We start from the raw sequence: 16,297 nt of genomic DNA, 5'->3' as shown, positions 1-16,297 counted from the left end.
TACCGGCCTTTTTTGCGCCGGCAGCGGGATTAAGGACGGGGGTTGTAGAGCCAGAGGGTGGACGGGTCTGTTTCGGCGGCGAGCTGGCGGATGGCGAGGTGATAGACGGGGTGAATGAAATCGGGGGCCAGGTCGGCGAGTGGAACGAGGACGAAGGAGCGCCCGCGCATGCGCGGGTGAGGAATTTCGAGGGTGGGGGAATTGTAGAGCTGGTTGTCGTAGAAAAGGATGTCGATATCGATCAAACGCGGCCCGTCTTTGATGATTTTGACGCGGCCCATCTCGTTTTCAATACTTTTTACGAGGTTGAAAAGCTGCGGGGGGGTGAGGCGGGTTTGCCCGCGCGCGACGATATTGAGAAAATTGTCCTGCTCCAGGTAGCCCCAGGGGGCGGTTTCGTAGATGGGGGAAGAATGCACGCCTTGAACCTGCGCTTCGAGAAGACGCAGGGCGGTGGCAAGGTTTTGCTGGCGGTCGCCCAGGTTGGTGCCCAGGGCGAGATAAATGGTGTGGTTCATGGAGTCCCAATCCGCGTACGGTTTGATGGGTTTATTTTACTTGATTTGGATGAGTTGGGAGTTGCAAGAGCAAGAAGACGGTGGGTTTCGGGCGGGGATGGAGACCGTTCGAGTCAGAATAGCGCGTCCGCCCTCCACGCCACCCTACCTGGTGTTGATCAATCGCAAGAGCAAGAAGATGGTGGGTTTCGGGCGGGGAGGGAGGCCATTCGAGTCAGAATAGCGCGTCCGCCCTCCACGCCACCCTACCTGGTGTTGGTCAATCGCAAGAGCAAGAACATGGTGGGTTTCGGGCGGGGATGGAGGCCGTTCGAGTCAGAATTGCGCGTCCGCCCTCCACGCCACCCTACCTGGTGTTGGTCAATCGCAAGAGCAAGAAGATGGTGGGTTTCGGGCGGGGAGGGAGGCCATTAGAGCCAGAATAGCGTGTCCGCCCTCCACGCCACCCTACCTGGTGTTGATCAATCGCAAGAGCAAGAAGATGGTGGGTTTCGGGCGGGGATTGATGCTATTCGATTCAAGGCAGATTGTCCGCCCTCCACGCCACCCTACCTGGTGTTGATCAATCGCAAGAGCAGGAAGACGGCGGAGTTACAGGCCGGTCCAGCGGGGGTAGAGTTCGTTTTCGATACCGAGGCGGGCGAGCATGCGCCCAACACTGGCGTCGATGACGTCTTGCAGGGTTTGTGGGTGGCCGTAGAAGGCGGGGACGGGTGGGAAAATGACCGCGCCGGAGCGGGCGGCCAGGTCCATCAGGCGCAGGTGACCACGATGCAGCGGGGTTTCGCGCACGGCGAGGAGCAGCGGGCGGCCTTCTTTGAGGCAAACGTCGGCGGCGCGGGCGATGAGCGTGTCGCAGGCGGAGTTGGCAACTGCGGAAAGGGTTTTGATGGAACAGGGGGCAATAAGCATGCCGTTCGCGGAAAAAGAGCCGGAGGCAATCCGCGCGCCGGTGTCGCTGTCGGAATAGGTGAAATCAGCCAGCTCCAGCACCTGCGCAACACTCCAGCTTGTTTCCTGGGGAATGGTGAGAGCCGCGGCGGCGCTGATCACCAGGTGGGTCTCCACTCTGGCGGCGCGCAGAATTTGCAGGGCGCGGATGCCGTAAACCGCGCCACTGGCACCGGTAATGGCTATGATCAGGCGTTTGTCTTTCTCGTTCAGGGGAAGCCTCTTTCCGGGTAGCTGTTACTGCTGAGTGTATCCCGAAGCGGCAGCGGCGTCAATTGGCAGGGAAGAGTAAAATTAACCAGAAAGGTTGAAGGGAGCGCAGATGGATGAGAATGTGATTTTGGTTTTGATGCCCAAAAAAGACCTGGTGAAGGCCAGCGCGGTGCTGACGCGCTGGCTGGTGAAGGATGGCGAGTGGATAGAGGCCGGGCAGGCTTTCTTTGCCTATGAAAGCGAAAAGGTGGAAAGCGAAGCGACCGCGCCGGCCAGCGGATTCGCGCGCCTGCTGGTGGAAGCGGGCAGCAAAGTGCGGATCAACGAGCCGGTGGCTGAAATTCATGGTGGTTCGCGGGAGGAATGAACCGGCTGGGGAGCGCTTGACAAAGCGGGCGCGAGCTTCAATAATGGATAATAGGTTTGTACACTATTCAACGGAGGCAAGAACATGGATAAATGGGAATGCACCAGCTGCGGTTATATTTACGATCCGGCATACGGCGACCCGGACGGCGGCATCGCGCCGGGGACGCCTTTTGAAGATATTCCAGACGATTGGGTATGCCCCGACTGTGGGGTGAGTAAAAGTATGTTCGTCAAAGTGGGAGCGTAAGCGAGTATGCGTTATGTGATTGTGGGCGGGGGATTGGCAGGGGCCACGGCGGCACAGGCGCTGCGGCGGCTGGACGCGCAAGGAGAGGTTCACCTGTACGCGGCGGAACCCTATCCATATTATTTTCGGCCGCGGCTGTGGGAGCTGATTGCCGGAAGCGCGAAGGAAGAAGAAGTGTTCTTCCGGCCGGCGGAGTGGTACGCTGATCAGGGTATTCATCTGCACCTGGGGCAAGCGGTTGGTGAAATTCTGCCCGAGGCACACGAAATTGAGCTGGCCGGCGGTGAGCGGATTGGCTATGACCGGCTGCTGCTGGCAACCGGCGGCCGGCCGTATGTGCCGCCGTTCCTGGGCAGCGATTTGCCGCGGGTGGTAACGCTGCGCACGTTGGAAGACGCCCACAATCTGATCGAAATTTCCAAAAAAGCCGAGGAGATGGTGGTGATCGGCGGGGGGCTGCTGGGGCTGGAAACGGCCTATTCGCTGATGCAGCGCGGGGTGAACGTGACCGTGCTGGAGGTCTTTCCACGCTTGCTGCCGCGCCAGTTGGATGAGCCGGGGGCGGCGCTGCTGCAATCGAGCCTGGAGGGGATGGGATTCCGCTTTGTGCTGGGCAGCGAGCCGCAGGAAATTACCCTGGCGGGCGATGTGCTGGCTGTGGAAACGCGGGATGGGCGCTGCCTGGAAGGCGAGGCGGTGCTGATCTCGGCGGGTGTACGCTCGAACACGGACCTGGCCAAAGCGGCCGGGCTGGCGGTCAATTATGGAGTTGTGGTGAACGAATTCCTGCAGTCGAGCGCCGCGGATGTGTACGCTGCGGGAGACGCGGCGGAATTTGAGAATAAGGTTTATGGGATCATCCCGGCAGCTTCGGAACAGGCCAGCGCGGCGGCGGCCAATATGGTGAACCCCGGCAGCCAGGCCTATACCGGCACGCTGCCCAGCACGCGCCTGAAAGTGGTGGGGGTGCAGCTTGCATCGCTGGGTGAAGCCACGGCCGAAGACGCGGATTGCGAAATTTTGCGCCGTGTGGATGAGGCCAGCGGGCGGTATACGCGCCTGACGCTGCGCGGCCAGCGCCTGACGGGAGCGATTTTAATGGGAGATACTTCGGCGTTTATGCCGATCAAACGGTTGATTGACCGCAAGAAGGACGTTTCTGCGGTGAAAGAGCGACTGCTCGATGACAACTTTGATTTGAAGGCATTCTCGATGGAATAGGAATCAGGAGGAAATGATGGAAATGCAGGTGCGGATGCCCGCCTTTGGGCCGAAAACCGAGAAGGGTACCCTGACCGAATGGTTGGTGAAAGAGGGCCAACAGGTGCGCGCCGGAGACGCTCTGGCGGAGCTGGAAGCCGATAAGCAGGCCCATACGCTGTCCGCGCCGCTGGACGGGGTGATCGCAGAATTGACGGTGGAAGATGTGCCCTGCGAAGTGGCCGTGGGCGCGGTGTTGTGTGTGATCCGCGTGGGGGAGTAGGGCGAACGATCAGAAGAGGTGAATCAGCCCCATGCCGCCGAAGGCAAAAACAAGGCTGCCAAAGGCGGTGGTAAGCAGCGTTGTCCACAGGTAGCGCAGCGGGTTGACTTTGTACATACCGGCCATGAGGCTGACCATTTTTGAGCCAAAGCCGGGAATGAAACGCCCGAAAATGAGCAGCAGGGGTGAATGGATGGGGAGCTTTCCCAATCCCCAGGGAAGGCTCTCTTTTTTGTGTTCAAAGCTGGCCAGATCGCTGACTTTGGTGCCCATGAAGTATTCGATATAGGCGGCGATGGTGTTGCCGATAGTGGCGGCCAGTGCCGCTGTAAAAGGCCCAAAGAGGGCGCTGTTCAATACGGTTATAGGTTCGGAAGGGATGATAGTGGCGCCAAGGATGGCGTAAAGGGGAATGGAAATCGCCCAACCGGCCGGCCCAATCTGCTGGATGAAGGTTTTTACCTGCGGCCAATCTTGCTGCAGGTACAGCCCCAGGGCGGTGAAAAGGCCAAGACTGAGCAGAATGGTCAGAAGGGTGCGCAGGCGGCTGGTCTGGGTTAGTTTTTTTGGGTAGGTCATCGGTTTGCTTTCCGGTAGTTACGGTGAATCCAACAGCGGGAAATCATAACACAAGATTAGGCCACTCGCGGGAGAGTTAGGTTTCGGGGTGAGTTAACCAATTGTGAAGAGCGCGGAACCCACCCCCGGCATTCAATGTCAGATTTTGGGCGGCCAGAATGAATGGGTCTCCAGGGATGTTGAATCGCCCTCAATCTGACCGACAAGAATTGTTCGTGGGGGCTTTATTTCTTTTTGGGCGGGCGGCTCCCACTGCGGGAAGCAGGCCGGGCGGCTGGCCGGGCGGTTGATTTGGAGGAAGGTCCGGATGCAGTCCTGGTCGCGGGGCTGGTTTCCGGCCGGGCGGTTGGTTTGGAGGCCTGGCGGGGCGGCTGCTGGCGCAGTTCTTCACCGGTGACGATACTTTTCTGCTTGAGTTTGCCGGCGAGGGTTTTCTCCACGTAAAGATGTTCACCGGTGAAGGGATCTGTTTCGGTGTAGTACATCAGCGAAGAATAGGTGGAGGGAGTGGGGGTGAAAATTTGCACCTGTTCGGGGTGGAGTTTCAATTCACGGGCGGCATAATCCTTAACGGCATACATATCTCGATCGCTGCAGCCGGGGTGGGCGGCGATGAAATAATAGGTGAGGAACTGTTCTTTGCCGGCGTTGCGCGAGGCACGGTCGAAGCGCTGCTTGAATTCTCCCAGGCTGGAGACGCCCGGTTTGCCCATTTTCTTGAGGACTTTGAAACTGACGTGCTCAGGGGCAACTTTGAGCTGCCCGGAGACGTGATGCCCGGCAAGCTCTTTGATGTACTCATCGCGGCTGCGGGTGTCGGCCAGGAGCAGGTCGTAGCGCAAGCCGGAAGCGACGAACACTTTTTTAACGCCGGGTAAGGCGCGCAGCTTTTTAAGCAGCTCAACCTGCGGGGTGTGGTCGGGTTTGAGAGCCGAGCAAACTTCGGGATAGAGGCAGCGTTTATCCGGGCAGGGGCCCAGTTTTAGCTTGCGTTGGCACTCGAAGCCGTACATGTTGGCGGTGGGGCCACCCACGTCTTGAATGTAGCCTTTGAAATCGGGGTGCCGGGTGAGGAGTTCGGCCTCACGCAGGATGGACTGCTGGCTGCGCCAGCGCACGGTGCGGCCTTCGTGCACGGCAATGGCGCAGAAATTACACTCGCCATAGCAGCCGCGGTGGGTGGTGAGCGAAAAGCGAATGGTGTCGAGAGCGCGCACCGCGCCCTGCTGTTCGTAGTAAGGGTGCTGGGCGCGTTCATAGTCGAGGGAGTAGACGTTGTCCAACTCGGCCTGAGTGAGATGAGGCGCGGGCGGGTTCTGAATGAGCCAGCGCTGACCGTGCTGCTGGCACAACCCGCGAGCGGTGATGGGATCGTTGTTCTGGTAGAAGAGATGGAACATCTCGATAAAGGTCTGTTTGTCGGCGCTAACGGCTTCCAGCGAGGGGAGCTGCAGGTAGTCTTCAACGGGCTGGCTGCTGGCGTAGCACAGACCGGGCAGGTCGTGGGCGCCACGGCCGGCGCGCAGGGCGTTGGCCAGGCTGACCACCGTAGATTCCCCCATGCCGTAGATCAGAAAGTCGGCTTTGGCGTCGAGGAGCACCGAGCCGCGAATGCGGTCGCTCCAGTAGTCGTAATGCGCCACGCGGCGCAGGCTGGCCTCAATACCGCCCAAGACGATGGGAGCAGTTTGCTTAAAATGACGGCGGATGAGATTGGAATAGACAATGGTGGCGCGGTCGGGGCGGCGGGTGTTCTGGCCGCCGGGAGTGTAATCGTCGCTGCGGCGTTTTTTCAGCGCGGCGGTGTGATTGGCGAGCATGGAGTCGATGCTGCCGGCGGTAACGCCCCAAAAGAGAGTGGGTTCGCCGAGACGGGTGATGTCGGCGGGGGTGTCTGTGGCAGGTTGGGCAATGATGCCCACGCGAAAACCGGCTTGCATCAGAACTTTGCCAATGACAGCGGCGCCGATGAAGGGACTGTCGATATAGCTGTCGCCTGAGACGAGAATGACGTCGAGTTTGTGCCAGCCGAGTTGTTTGACTTCTTGTAAAGTTGTGGGGATAAACACGCGATCTCCGGGGGTAAGTTCCAATAATGGCTTGATTATAACAAATTCGGCAGAATGTGTCGGAATTGGTGTGTATTCGCGCTGGGGAAGGGAAAAGGCGGATCAGGCCGGGTGATTGGGCAGAATGGCGTTGAGCAGGCGGTCGGGCGGGTCGGCTTTGCTGACGAAGCGGTTGGCCCCGGCGGCCAGCGCGCGCGGCTGCAGCTCGGCTTTGCCGCTCATGGCGACGATACACAGCCAGGGGTAGGCCTCGCGCAAGTGATGGAGAACGGTTTCAAAAGGCTGGTCAGCGATGGCGGGGTCAATCAGAAGCAGTTCTGGCTGGCAGACCTGGATGAGGTGGTGCAAGTTCTCGTAAGCGGCCGTGTCTGCCACAACCTGGATGCCGGATTGGTGGGAAAGAAGAGTTTTTAGCGCGGCGCGGACGCGCCGTTGGGGGTCAGCAATTAATACGCGCAAAGCCGTTCCTTGAAGCGCAAAGCGAAAGCTGCCTGGTGAGTTGGAAATCACGAAGGGCATAAGTCCAAAGTCGTCCTGCTCTACAAATGGCGGGGCTGATTGTGATTAAGCATACGAAAAAAAACTTCCCCCGACATCCGCCGGGGGATTGGATTTCGCCTGTCTTTTTAACGGGTTTTTTCCTGGTCAATCGACCAGGTGGTTGTGCAGGGCAAACGAGACGACCTCGGTGCGGGTATTGAGGTTCATTTTGGCAAGGATGCTGCTGACGTGAAATTTGACCGTGGAGCGGCTGATGCTCAGTTTCTCGGCGATCTGAGGGTTGCTGAAGCCGTTGGCCATGAGTTTCAGCACTTCCATTTCGCGGGCAGTCAGGTTGAGATCGGGCAGGCGCGGCTGGGTGGCACTGTTGATGAGCGCTTTGGTGGCCTCGGGGGATAAGGTGGGCTGCCCGCTGCGGGCGGCGCGAATGGATTGGGCCAGTTCGTCGGCGCTGACGTTTTTGAGCAGATAGCCAATGGCGCCGGCGTTGAGCAGTTTTTGCACCAACCGGTCGCCCTTAAAGCTGGTGAGGGCAATAATTTGCACCTGCGGGAAGCGCTGGCGGATGATGGCGGTGGCGGTCTCGCCGTCCATGCGCGGCATCATCAAGTCCATCAAGATCACATCGGGCTGGAGCTTTTCGCAAAATTGAACGGCTTCGTCGCCGTCGCTGGCTTCGCCGACCAGTTCAAGGTCGTCATAGGCTTGCAGGAAAGACCGCAGGCCTTTGCGCACAACGGCGTGGTCATCCACAATCAAAACTTTAATGGCGTTGGTTTCTGACTTCATTCTGAATCCTCTGGATGATCATGAGTCCATGTCAGGTGAATATGCGTGCCCTGACCGGGGGTGCTGGCAAGCAGCCATTGAGCGTTGATTTGGGCGGCGCGCTCTTTCATTATTTTAAGCCCAAAATGGTTTGGCGGCACGTGATTGCTGTCAAAGCCGATGCCGTTGTCGCGAATATCCAGCTCAGCCGATTGCGAATTGCAGCGTAGAGTAAGATCAATGCGGGAGGCGCGGGCATGCCGGGCAATGTTGTTGAGTGATTCTTGAGCGACGCGGAAGAAGGTCTCTTGCACGGCGGCGGGGAGTTTGCCATTACCCTGGATGTCTGTTTGAATGGGAATGTCGGCGCGGCCGCGGAACGCGTCGGCCAATTGCTGAATCAGTTCCGCCAGCTCCATCTCTTCCAGAATGGAGGGGCGCAGCTCAACCAGCAGGGTGCGCATTTCGGCCAGCGCGCCGCGGGTAAGCTGGCGCAGGTCTTCAAGCATGCGCGTGCCTTCGCCGTGGTCGCGGTCCCAAATGCGCGGCAGCACCTCGGCGATGAGGCTGGCAGAGAAGAGCGTCTGGGTGACGGCGTCGTGCAAGTCACGGGCCAGACGGTTGCGCTCTGCAGCCGCGGCGCTCAGCTCGGCCTGGGCGCGCAGGTTGGCATTTTCAATGGCAAGGTTGGTATGGTCGGCAAAGGTGCTGGCGAGGGCAATGCGCTCGCTGGAAAACACCTGTGGATCGCGGTAGTAAAATGTGAGTCGCCCGTACAGCTCTTCACGAATGAGCAGAGGCACAGACAGGTAGGCCGAAAAGTCCTGCAGCATGCGGCTCTGCCAGGCCTGCCACTGCTGGTTGTTGAGCAGCTCAAGCCGCCCCTGGGTGGGAATGCCGCCGCGCGCGTTGGACACAACGATGGGCTGGCGGTTGAGGAGCAGTTCCACGTCTTCCACTGAATGGAGTTGGAACTCGGCGCAATCCTGCAGCTCAGCCGGCAGCCCGGTGGCCGAGCGAACGCAGGCGGCCTGTTGTTTCAGGTTGACTTCATGGATCACGCAGGCACCCGCGCCAAGAATTTCGGCGGCCTGGTGGGTGATGGCCTGCAATATGGTTTCGAGGGACGATTCGCGGTTGATGACTGCCAGAATGTCGCGCAGCCCTTCGGCGACCTCTTTGCGCTGTTCGATGACGCTGGTGCGCTCTCGAACCATCTGGCGCAGCTGCTCATTGTGGCGCTGAATGCTTTTGACGCGAACCATGTAACTGCCGGCAACGATGCCCACGACAAGCAGAATACCCAGCCCGCGGAACCAGAGTCGTTGGTAGATGGGCGGCAGAACGGTGATACGCACCGAGGCGCCAGTCTCATTCCACGCGCCGTCGCTGTTGGAGCCTTTGACGCGGAAGACGTAGTCGCCGGGTTTGAGGTTGGAATAGCTGACGTAGCGGCGCGCTTCGGTGTAAGACCAATCGCGGTATACCCCTTCCAGCAGGTCTTCTTTGGCGTACACGCGGCCGGGTCTGATGGTCGTCCACTCTTCATCGAGGCCTTCGAGAAGAAAGGCGTAGGCGTTCTTTTCTGGCGCGGAATAATCGAGGGCGGCAAATTCGAAGGAGATGAACGACTCTCCCGGCTGGAGGGTGAAATGCTGGTCTGGCAGCAGGTTGCGGGCAACGGTCTGGTTGAGGACGTTGAAGGAAGTGATTACCACCGGAGGAATGTTGGGGTTGTCGCGCACCTGCCAGGGGAAGAAGCTGTTCAGCCCCCGAGCGCCGCCAAAGAACATTTCTCCATCGCTGCTCTGGTGGGCTGCATTGATGTTGAATTCGGCATCTTGCAAGCCGTCGCGGGCGTCGTAATTGCGAATGGTATTCTCGAATGGATTAAGGTGGGAGATGCCCCGGCTGGTGCTGATCCACAAGGAGCCGTCTTGGGCGGCCAGAATAGCGTAGACAACATTGCTGGCGAGCCCATCGCGGTCGGTGATGGCGCTCAGGCTGCCCAAAGTGGGATCAAAGCGGTTGAGGCCGCCCCCGTTGGAGCCAATCCACATGATGCCGAGCGAGTCTTGCTGGAAAGAGAGCACCGAATCACCGCTAAGGCTTTGAGAGTCACCGGCCTGGTTGGATATGTGGCGCATTTCGCCGGTGGCAGGGTTAAGAATGGAAACGCCCTTCCAGGAACCAATCCATATGGAACCGGAGCGGTCCTGGTAAAGCGAAAGAATGTGATCATCGGCAATCGAGCGCGGGTCATCCGGGTTGTGGCGGTAGCGGGTAACGGAGGCACTGGCAGGGTCCAGCTGGTTAAGACCGCGATCGTATGTGCCCACCCAGATGCTGCCGTCCGCGCTTTTCAGAAGAGCGGTAATCTGGTCGCTGCTGAGCGAATTTGCCAGGCCGGGCTGATTGCGGTAATGGGTAAACAGACCGGTTTGTGGATCAAAATAATCGAGGCCGTTGAAGGCGGTGCCCACCCACATACCGCCGTCGGAATCTGGCTGCAAGGCTCGGATTTCGTCGCCGGCGATGCTGTTGGGATCGTTATCGTCGTGCTGGAAGATGGTGTTGATGCCCGTCTCGCGGTGGATGCGATTGAGACCGCCGCCAAAGGTGCCCACCCACAGGCTGCGGTCGCTGGCTTCGGTGATGGCATAGACGTTGTTGCTGCTGATGGAATTGGGGTTGATAGCTGAATGCTGGTAAAGATCGAACTTGCCGGCGTGCGGATTGTATTGGTAAACCCCGTTATTGTTGGTGGCCATCCAGACAATGCCAGTCGGGTCTTCATAAACGTCGTTGATTGACTCGCTGCCCATGGGTTGGGTTTCAGCCAGGGTGGGTTGGAAGCGGGAGAACTGATTTTGCGTGGTTTGCAGCCGGTCTACACCGGCGGCGGTTCCAATCCACAGGCGGCCGCTCTGGCTGACTTCAATAGCGTGGATCTCATTGGACGAGAGGGAGTATGTGTTTTCGGGGTTGGCGCGAAAGCGTTGAAAGGTTTGCGTCTGCGGATTGAATTTGCCCAGACCGTCGGCGCTGGTCCCCACCCAAATTTGGTTTGAGAGGTCTTCATTGATGGCGACAATCGCGCCAAAGGGAATGGTTTTGGAATCGAGCGGGTTGTGGCGGAAGTGCTCAAAGCGCTGATTGGCGCGGTCGAAGCGGTCTAACCCGGCGGCTGTGCCCAGCCAAAGAGAGCGGCTTCCGTCTTCGAAGAGGGTGTACACGGTATCGTTGGATAGGCTGGTGTCGTCGCTGCGCAGGTGGGTAAAGCGGGTGAACTGGCCGGTCTGGCGGTCCATCGAATAAAGACCGCCGTCGAGGGTGGCAACCCAGAAGACGCCGGTGTGATCTTCGAGAATGGAACTGATGACCAGACCGTTGATGCTGGCAGGGTCGCTGGCCGAGGGCATAAAGCGGGTGAAGGTATTGGTCTGGCGGTTATAGCGGTTGAGGCCGTAGGCGGTTCCCACCCAGAGCGTGCCGCGGCTGTCTTCATAGAGGCAGAGAATATTGTTGTTGGAAAGCGTGGAAGGGTCGGCCGGGTCGGACTGGTAGATGGTAAACTCATAGCCGTTATAGAGGTTGAGACCTTCCACGGTGCCAAACCACATGAAGCCGGTGCTGTCTTGCAGAATCACCTGAACCTGGTTGCTGGAAAGACCGTCTTCGGTGGTGAGGCGGGAGAGCTGGTAACCACCGGAAGCGGGGAGGAGAGACTGCGCCTGAACGGTTTGGGTAAAAATTAACGGTAAAGAGAGCAGCAGCCCGGCCAACAGGCGCAAAACAAACAAGGGCAGGCGCTCAAAAGCCGGCGATGTGGGGCTGGCGGGGCGCTGGTGGTGAGAATGAAAAACTGGATTCATGAGAGAAGATCGCGTCATTTCTAGTCTGCATGGATTATAACCGTCATGGGCAGCCTGGGCAGGGCGTTCTACGGTCTCTTTACAAGTATAATGGTTAAAGGTATCATAATCGTGCTTATTTGTTCGATCTAGAGCGGATACAAATTGAGTAGATCGCGGCCGCGTGTATCCGCTGAAATGGAGTATGAAGGATTATGCCGAGAATTGGTTTGACTGAGTTGGTTGTTGTGCTGGTGATTATTGTGCTGCTGATGGGGGTGGGCCGCATTGAGAAGATCGCCGGAGAATTGGGGGCGGGGATTAAAGCGTTCAAAAAGGGCTTATCAGAAGAGCAGTCTGATGAGGGCAAAAAGGACGCTCAATAATCTCATTTTTCAATTGTTTGGAGTGGGTCTTGTGCCAGAAGCGGACTTCAGAAGGCAAGCAGCGCGATGCAACTATTTAATATTGGTTTCTTGGAGATCATCTTCATTCTGCTGCTGGCGGTGGTTGTGCTTGGGCCTAAAGACCTGGCCAAAACTGGCCGCGAGTTGGGAAAGTTTATTCGCCGCGTAACGCGCTCTGATCTGTGGAACTCGCTGCAAGATACATATTACGAAGTGGAAAATTTGCCCCGAAAACTGGCCGAAGAGGCCGGTGCGGATGAAATGCGCCGCGAAGTGGAAAAGATTAAACAGCAGGCAGAGGGGCTTTTCAAAGAAGACGAGAGCCCGCCAGCGGCAGACCAGCCTTAACGGCTACCGCGCAAACATGCCTGGCAGTATTCAAAGCAGCCTGATCACATTGGCTGCTTTTTTATTTGTTTTTTAAACCAATTTGAAGCCTTGCCTCTGTATAATCTCATTAATGAAATTGCAAGGTTCACCGCATGGCCGAACATTTCAGCTACAATGAAATTGTTACTGTTGTTCAGACATTTTTTGTTAGTCCATTAACGGATATGGAAATTTCTTCAACTTCTGGCGGCAAGGTTTCAATGGAGGGCGGTCGCCCTGGCTACACTGATACACCGGTGTGGTTTGGCCGGTTTGCGCCAGATGGGACCTGGCTGGAAGGGGAGGGTGCGCTGCAAGAGCGGCTTGACAGGCTGCTCACGCCTGAGGACCAACTGAATTTGCTCGAAATTGGAAGGCGGATCAGCCCCGAAAATCCAGAGGATAAGGCTTACTTCTTGACGCCCGCTGATCCGCCTGAGTTGGTGCACTGGCGCTTCAGCGGGGAATTTTTGGAGAACGGGCAGCCAGCCAGCATTCTGGCTTTCCATGACCAGGGAACCGCGCAAAACGCCCAGCTCAATTTAATGTGGAAATTCATCAACCTCAACAATACCCCTTCCGGTCTGCTGGACGGCCAGGGGAAAATTATTCTTCTCAATACGGCCGCGGCTGAATGGTTGGGAAAAACCAGCCGGGAGCTGACCGGCTGTTTCTTTTTTGATCTGCTTTCCCCGGGATTGGGGCACGAAGAGCTCACAGAGATGATTGAACAGGTTTTGCGCGGTGAGCCAGTTACGTTCAGTCTGGAGGGGGAAGACTCACTGTTGGAGTACTCCATCGCGCCGATCCGCGACGCACATGGCGCCATAACCCATTTTGGTCTCTTCTCGAAAGATATTCATTTGCAGCGCGCTTACCAACAGGAGTTGGAAGAAAGCCGCCTGCGCCTTGATCTGGCGATTAAAGGCACACAAGACGGTTTGTGGGACTGGCTTGACCCGGATCAAGATTTTACTTGGTGGTCACCACGTCTTTATGAACTGTTTGGTTACCAGCCTGGAGAATTTACCCCGACCGTTGTGAGATTTTTTGAAATGGTTCACCCAGATGACCGGCAGCGGTTGAGAGCCTCGCTGCAGGAACATCTGGACTATGGGGGAGCCTACGATATCACGGTGCGGGTGAAAACAAAGGGCGGTGAATACCGCTGGTTCCGAACGCGCGGGACGTCCATCCGCGACGAACACGGCAAGCCATTGCGCATGGCGGGTTCGATGCAAGACATTTCGCGTGAAATGCGGGCGATTGACGAATTGGGACGGCGTAATGATGAGATTCGCATGCTGTATGACGGCGCGCGGCATCTGGGAGAATCGCTGGAGGTGGCAGACATCTTTCACTCGCTGCATGCCACCGTTCAGAAAATGATGCCCTGTGACAGCCTGTTTGTTTCCACTTATGACGCCGAAACACAAATGATCCGCTGCAAGTACGCGAAACATGAGGGTAAGCTGCTGGAAGCGGAAGCCCTTCCGAACATTCTGTTGCAATCAGAGGGACAAGATCCGCAAAGTCAGGTGATTCACTCGCGCCAGCCCTTACTGATAGACAATTACCAGGAATTATTCGGTAAGCTCCCCCTCTGTATTGAGAAACAGGACCGCGATCTAAAAAATTCCGCGAGTGCCCCCAAGGAAAATGTTGTGCAGTCGGCCCTGATTGTGCCCATGCTGCATAAGAACCGGGTGGTGGGAACGATTCAGGTCTTCAGCTATCAAGAGCAAGCGTATTCCATTGAAAATCTGCATTTTTTGGAAAGCATTTCTGTGCAGATGGCCATCGCGCTGAATAACGCGCATTTGTTTGAACGGGCACAGCAGGAGATTAAAGAACGGCTGAATGCTGAGAGCGCGCTGCGCGAAAGTGAAGAGAAATTCCGCAGCGTGATTGAACAGGCCGCGGATGGCGTGATGATCACCGACACGGAGGGGCGGATTGTTACCTGGAATCAGGCGCAAACCCAGATCACTGGTGTTGAGGAAGCAGACGCGGTGGGCAAGCTGGTGTGGGACGTGTTGAACAACCTGGTGCAAGATGTGATCTTGGACAAGCTGAGCCAGAATGAGGTTCGCCAGGCGATGATCACTCTTTTGGAAGATGAGGAAGATGAAAGCCTGAGCGGTCAAATTTATGAGAGAGAAATCATTCGGGAGGACGGCCACACGCGGCAGGTGCTCTCGTCCGTTTTTCGGATTGGAGCGCGGAAAGGCGAGTACCGCATTGTGGTTCTGACCAGGGACGTAACCCAGATTGCACGGCGGCACAAGGAACTGGAAGTGATCGCGCGAGTGAATAAGTCGCTGCGCAGCGTAACCAGCCTGCAAGAGGTGCTGCAAGTGGTGATGGACGAAACCACCGATCTGCTGGGCGCGGTGGGAACGGCAGTGGCCTTGTACGATTCGCAGCGCCATGTGATTACCATTGAAATGGCCACCGGCGAATGGAAGAAGAATTTAGGGAAAGAGCTTCCACCGGAGGAAGGGCTTTCGTATCAAGTGATCAGCACCGGGCAGCCTTATTTGGAGAATGATATCCACGCCCGACCGGCGCCTTCCATTTCCCGCCTGCCGTCTTTTGACCAGATGAACGCGGTTGCCTGCTACCCGCTGGAGGCTGACCAACGCATTGGTGGGGTGATCTGGGTGGGAAGGGTGCTGCCGTTTGATGAAATGGATTTGCGCATTTTGGAATTGATCAGCGATATCGCGGCCAGCGCGATTGACCGGGCGCGCATGACGGAAAGCCGCCTGAAACAGATTCAACGCATGTTGGCGCTGCGCAAAATTGACCGGGCGATTTCCACCGGCTTTGACCTGGGCATGAACCTGAATCTGTTTCTGCAGGAGGCGCAGGCTCAACTCAATGCGGACGCAGCGGTTATCCTGCTCTATAATCCTTATCTGCAGGTGCTGGAAGTAACCCAGACAGTAGGATTAGATACCCATGCGCTGCAAGGCGGCTATGTGCGGGTGGGAAGCGGGACGGCCGGGCAGGTGGTTTTAGACCGGAAAATGCTGCTGGTTGAAGACCTGATTGCCAACCCGGTTCTCTACGCGTTTTACGCGCGAAAAGATAAATCTCTGTTAGAAGACGCCGATTACCGCTCTTACGTGGCGGTGCCTCTGATTGTGAAAGGCCAGGTTAAGGGCGTGCTGGAACTGTATTTTTGCACGCGAATCAAACCATCACCCGACTGGCTGGATTTCTTGGACATGTTGGCTGGTCAGGCGGCCATTATGATTGATAATGCTGAGATGTTCCTGGATTTGCAAAAGTCAAACCTGGACCTGCAGATGGCGTATCAGAGCACGCTGGAAGGTTGGGTGAAGGCGCTGGATATGCGCGACAAGGAAACTGAAGGGTATACCCAGCGGGTAACCGAAATGGCGGTGCAATTTGCCCGTCAACTGGGGCTCTCGGATGAGCAACTTACGCATATGCGCCGGGGGGCGCTGCTACATGATATTGGAAAAATGGCTGTTCCAGATGAGATTCTCAATAAAAAGGGTGAATTGAGCAAAGAGGAGAGGGCCGTCCTGCGCCAGCATCCCCTCTATGCTTATCAGTGGCTGCAATCGATCCCGTATCTGAAGGAAGCGATGGATATTCCCTACTGCCACCACGAACGCTGGGATGGCAGCGGTTACCCGCGCGGGTTGAAAGGTGCGGAAATTCCGATGAGCGCGCGCATATTTTCCATTGTGAATGTGTGGAACGCGCTGCGCTCGAACCGGCTTTACCGCAATGCGCTCACCGTGGAAGAGGCGTTGAAAGAGATTCGCGCCCAGGCGGGCAAGCAGTTTGATCCTGATCTGGTTGACGCGTTTGAGCAGTTTCTGCGCTTGGGCGGGGTGGAGCTTTTCTAGAGACCGGGTTCTTTAGAATAATGCATAACGAATATTGACGATCATACTCAGCTACGCTGGCTGGCAGGGTAATTTTTTTGGT

The 16,297-nt window shown here is 57.1% G+C and carries 14 protein-coding genes; 7 read left to right on the top strand and 7 right to left on the bottom strand.

The features are described 5' to 3' along the window. Window positions 1-29: 29 nt before the first annotated feature. The gene (gene folK / locus ADN00_RS03890; protein WP_075061644.1) at window positions 30-518 is read right to left on the bottom strand and encodes a 2-amino-4-hydroxy-6-hydroxymethyldihydropteridine diphosphokinase; all 489 of its coding nucleotides are present in this window, start codon (window positions 516-518) and stop codon (window positions 30-32) included. A 591-nt stretch (window positions 519-1,109) separates the two neighbouring features. Next, a complete protein-coding gene (locus ADN00_RS03880) occupies window positions 1,110-1,655 on the bottom strand; it encodes a UbiX family flavin prenyltransferase (protein WP_330218343.1) in 546 nt (181 codons plus the stop codon). Between the two features lie 136 nt (window positions 1,656-1,791). On the opposite strand from ADN00_RS03880, the gene ADN00_RS03875 reads away from it, so the two are divergent. The 4 genes from ADN00_RS03875 to ADN00_RS03860 all read left to right on the top strand — a co-directional run bounded on the left by ADN00_RS03875 (window position 1,792) and on the right by ADN00_RS03860 (window position 3,781). Then, window positions 1,792-2,049 (top strand): biotin/lipoyl-containing protein, encoded by a 258-nt coding sequence (locus ADN00_RS03875; RefSeq protein WP_075061641.1) that lies wholly within the window; start codon window positions 1,792-1,794, stop codon window positions 2,047-2,049. 84 nt (window positions 2,050-2,133) lie between these two features. Further along, window positions 2,134-2,298 (top strand): rubredoxin, encoded by a 165-nt coding sequence (gene rd / locus ADN00_RS03870; RefSeq protein ID WP_075061640.1) that lies wholly within the window; start codon window positions 2,134-2,136, stop codon window positions 2,296-2,298. Window positions 2,299-2,304: 6 nt separating this feature from the next. Next, window positions 2,305-3,519: an NAD(P)/FAD-dependent oxidoreductase gene (locus ADN00_RS03865; RefSeq protein WP_075061639.1), complete on the top strand. Its 1,215-nt coding sequence runs from the start codon at window positions 2,305-2,307 to the stop codon at window positions 3,517-3,519. A 16-nt stretch (window positions 3,520-3,535) separates the two neighbouring features. Continuing rightward, entirely contained in the window at window positions 3,536-3,781 is a 246-nt protein-coding gene (locus tag ADN00_RS03860) for a lipoyl domain-containing protein (RefSeq protein WP_075061638.1), read from the top strand. Window positions 3,782-3,790: 9 nt separating this feature from the next. Here the strand turns inward: ADN00_RS03860 and ADN00_RS03855 are convergent, their stop codons facing one another. The 5 genes from ADN00_RS03855 to ADN00_RS03835 all read right to left on the bottom strand — a co-directional run bounded on the left by ADN00_RS03855 (window position 3,791) and on the right by ADN00_RS03835 (window position 11,591). Next, window positions 3,791-4,360 (bottom strand): TVP38/TMEM64 family protein, encoded by a 570-nt coding sequence (locus ADN00_RS03855; protein WP_075061637.1) that lies wholly within the window; start codon window positions 4,358-4,360, stop codon window positions 3,791-3,793. A 224-nt stretch (window positions 4,361-4,584) separates the two neighbouring features. Then, entirely contained in the window at window positions 4,585-6,429 is a 1,845-nt protein-coding gene (locus ADN00_RS03850) for a YgiQ family radical SAM protein (RefSeq protein ID WP_075061636.1), read from the bottom strand. 102 nt (window positions 6,430-6,531) lie between these two features. After that, window positions 6,532-6,948: a response regulator gene (locus ADN00_RS03845; protein WP_075061635.1), complete on the bottom strand. Its 417-nt coding sequence runs from the start codon at window positions 6,946-6,948 to the stop codon at window positions 6,532-6,534. Between the two features lie 126 nt (window positions 6,949-7,074). Next, window positions 7,075-7,719, bottom strand: a complete 645-nt coding sequence (locus tag ADN00_RS03840; protein ID WP_075061634.1) for a response regulator — start codon at window positions 7,717-7,719, stop codon at window positions 7,075-7,077. Continuing rightward, window positions 7,716-11,591 (bottom strand): two-component regulator propeller domain-containing protein, encoded by a 3,876-nt coding sequence (locus tag ADN00_RS03835; protein WP_082389861.1) that lies wholly within the window; start codon window positions 11,589-11,591, stop codon window positions 7,716-7,718. Before ADN00_RS03835 ends, ADN00_RS03840 begins: the two co-directional genes overlap by 4 nt. Before the next feature lie 176 nt (window positions 11,592-11,767). Here ADN00_RS03835 and ADN00_RS03830 point away from each other — a divergent pair, with 176 nt between their 5' ends. The 3 genes from ADN00_RS03830 to ADN00_RS03820 all read left to right on the top strand — a co-directional run bounded on the left by ADN00_RS03830 (window position 11,768) and on the right by ADN00_RS03820 (window position 16,215). After that, complete coding sequence (locus ADN00_RS03830) at window positions 11,768-11,938, top strand: twin-arginine translocase TatA/TatE family subunit (RefSeq protein WP_075061632.1); 171 nt, start codon at window positions 11,768-11,770, stop codon at window positions 11,936-11,938. Window positions 11,939-12,004: 66 nt separating this feature from the next. Further along, complete coding sequence (locus ADN00_RS03825; protein WP_075061631.1) at window positions 12,005-12,307, top strand: twin-arginine translocase TatA/TatE family subunit; 303 nt, start codon at window positions 12,005-12,007, stop codon at window positions 12,305-12,307. 134 nt (window positions 12,308-12,441) lie between these two features. After that, window positions 12,442-16,215, top strand: coding sequence for an HD domain-containing phosphohydrolase (locus ADN00_RS03820; protein WP_075061630.1), 3,774 nt, complete (start codon window positions 12,442-12,444; stop codon window positions 16,213-16,215). The last annotated feature ends 82 nt before the right edge of the window (window positions 16,216-16,297 follow it).

This window comes from Ornatilinea apprima, from assembly GCF_001306115.1.
Classification (GTDB): Bacteria; Chloroflexota; Anaerolineae; order Anaerolineales; family Anaerolineaceae; genus Ornatilinea; species Ornatilinea apprima.
This window is presented reverse-complemented; position numbering and strand designations above follow the sequence as displayed.

Coding starts and splice junctions, on each gene's coding strand:
- ADN00_RS03860 (WP_075061638.1), top strand. CDS start 3,536: ATGGAAATGCAGGTGCGGATGCCCGCCTTTGGGCCGAAAACCGAGAAG.
- ADN00_RS03835 (WP_082389861.1), bottom strand. CDS start 11,591: ATGACGCGATCTTCTCTCATGAATCCAGTTTTTCATTCTCACCACCAG.
- rd (WP_075061640.1), top strand. CDS start 2,134: ATGGATAAATGGGAATGCACCAGCTGCGGTTATATTTACGATCCGGCA.
- ADN00_RS03855 (WP_075061637.1), bottom strand. CDS start 4,360: ATGACCTACCCAAAAAAACTAACCCAGACCAGCCGCCTGCGCACCCTT.
- ADN00_RS03875 (WP_075061641.1), top strand. CDS start 1,792: ATGGATGAGAATGTGATTTTGGTTTTGATGCCCAAAAAAGACCTGGTG.
- ADN00_RS03825 (WP_075061631.1), top strand. CDS start 12,005: ATGCAACTATTTAATATTGGTTTCTTGGAGATCATCTTCATTCTGCTG.
- ADN00_RS03865 (WP_075061639.1), top strand. CDS start 2,305: ATGCGTTATGTGATTGTGGGCGGGGGATTGGCAGGGGCCACGGCGGCA.
- ADN00_RS03820 (WP_075061630.1), top strand. CDS start 12,442: ATGGCCGAACATTTCAGCTACAATGAAATTGTTACTGTTGTTCAGACA.
- ADN00_RS03830 (WP_075061632.1), top strand. CDS start 11,768: ATGCCGAGAATTGGTTTGACTGAGTTGGTTGTTGTGCTGGTGATTATT.
- folK (WP_075061644.1), bottom strand. CDS start 518: ATGAACCACACCATTTATCTCGCCCTGGGCACCAACCTGGGCGACCGC.
- ADN00_RS03840 (WP_075061634.1), bottom strand. CDS start 7,719: ATGAAGTCAGAAACCAACGCCATTAAAGTTTTGATTGTGGATGACCAC.
- ADN00_RS03845 (WP_075061635.1), bottom strand. CDS start 6,948: ATGCCCTTCGTGATTTCCAACTCACCAGGCAGCTTTCGCTTTGCGCTT.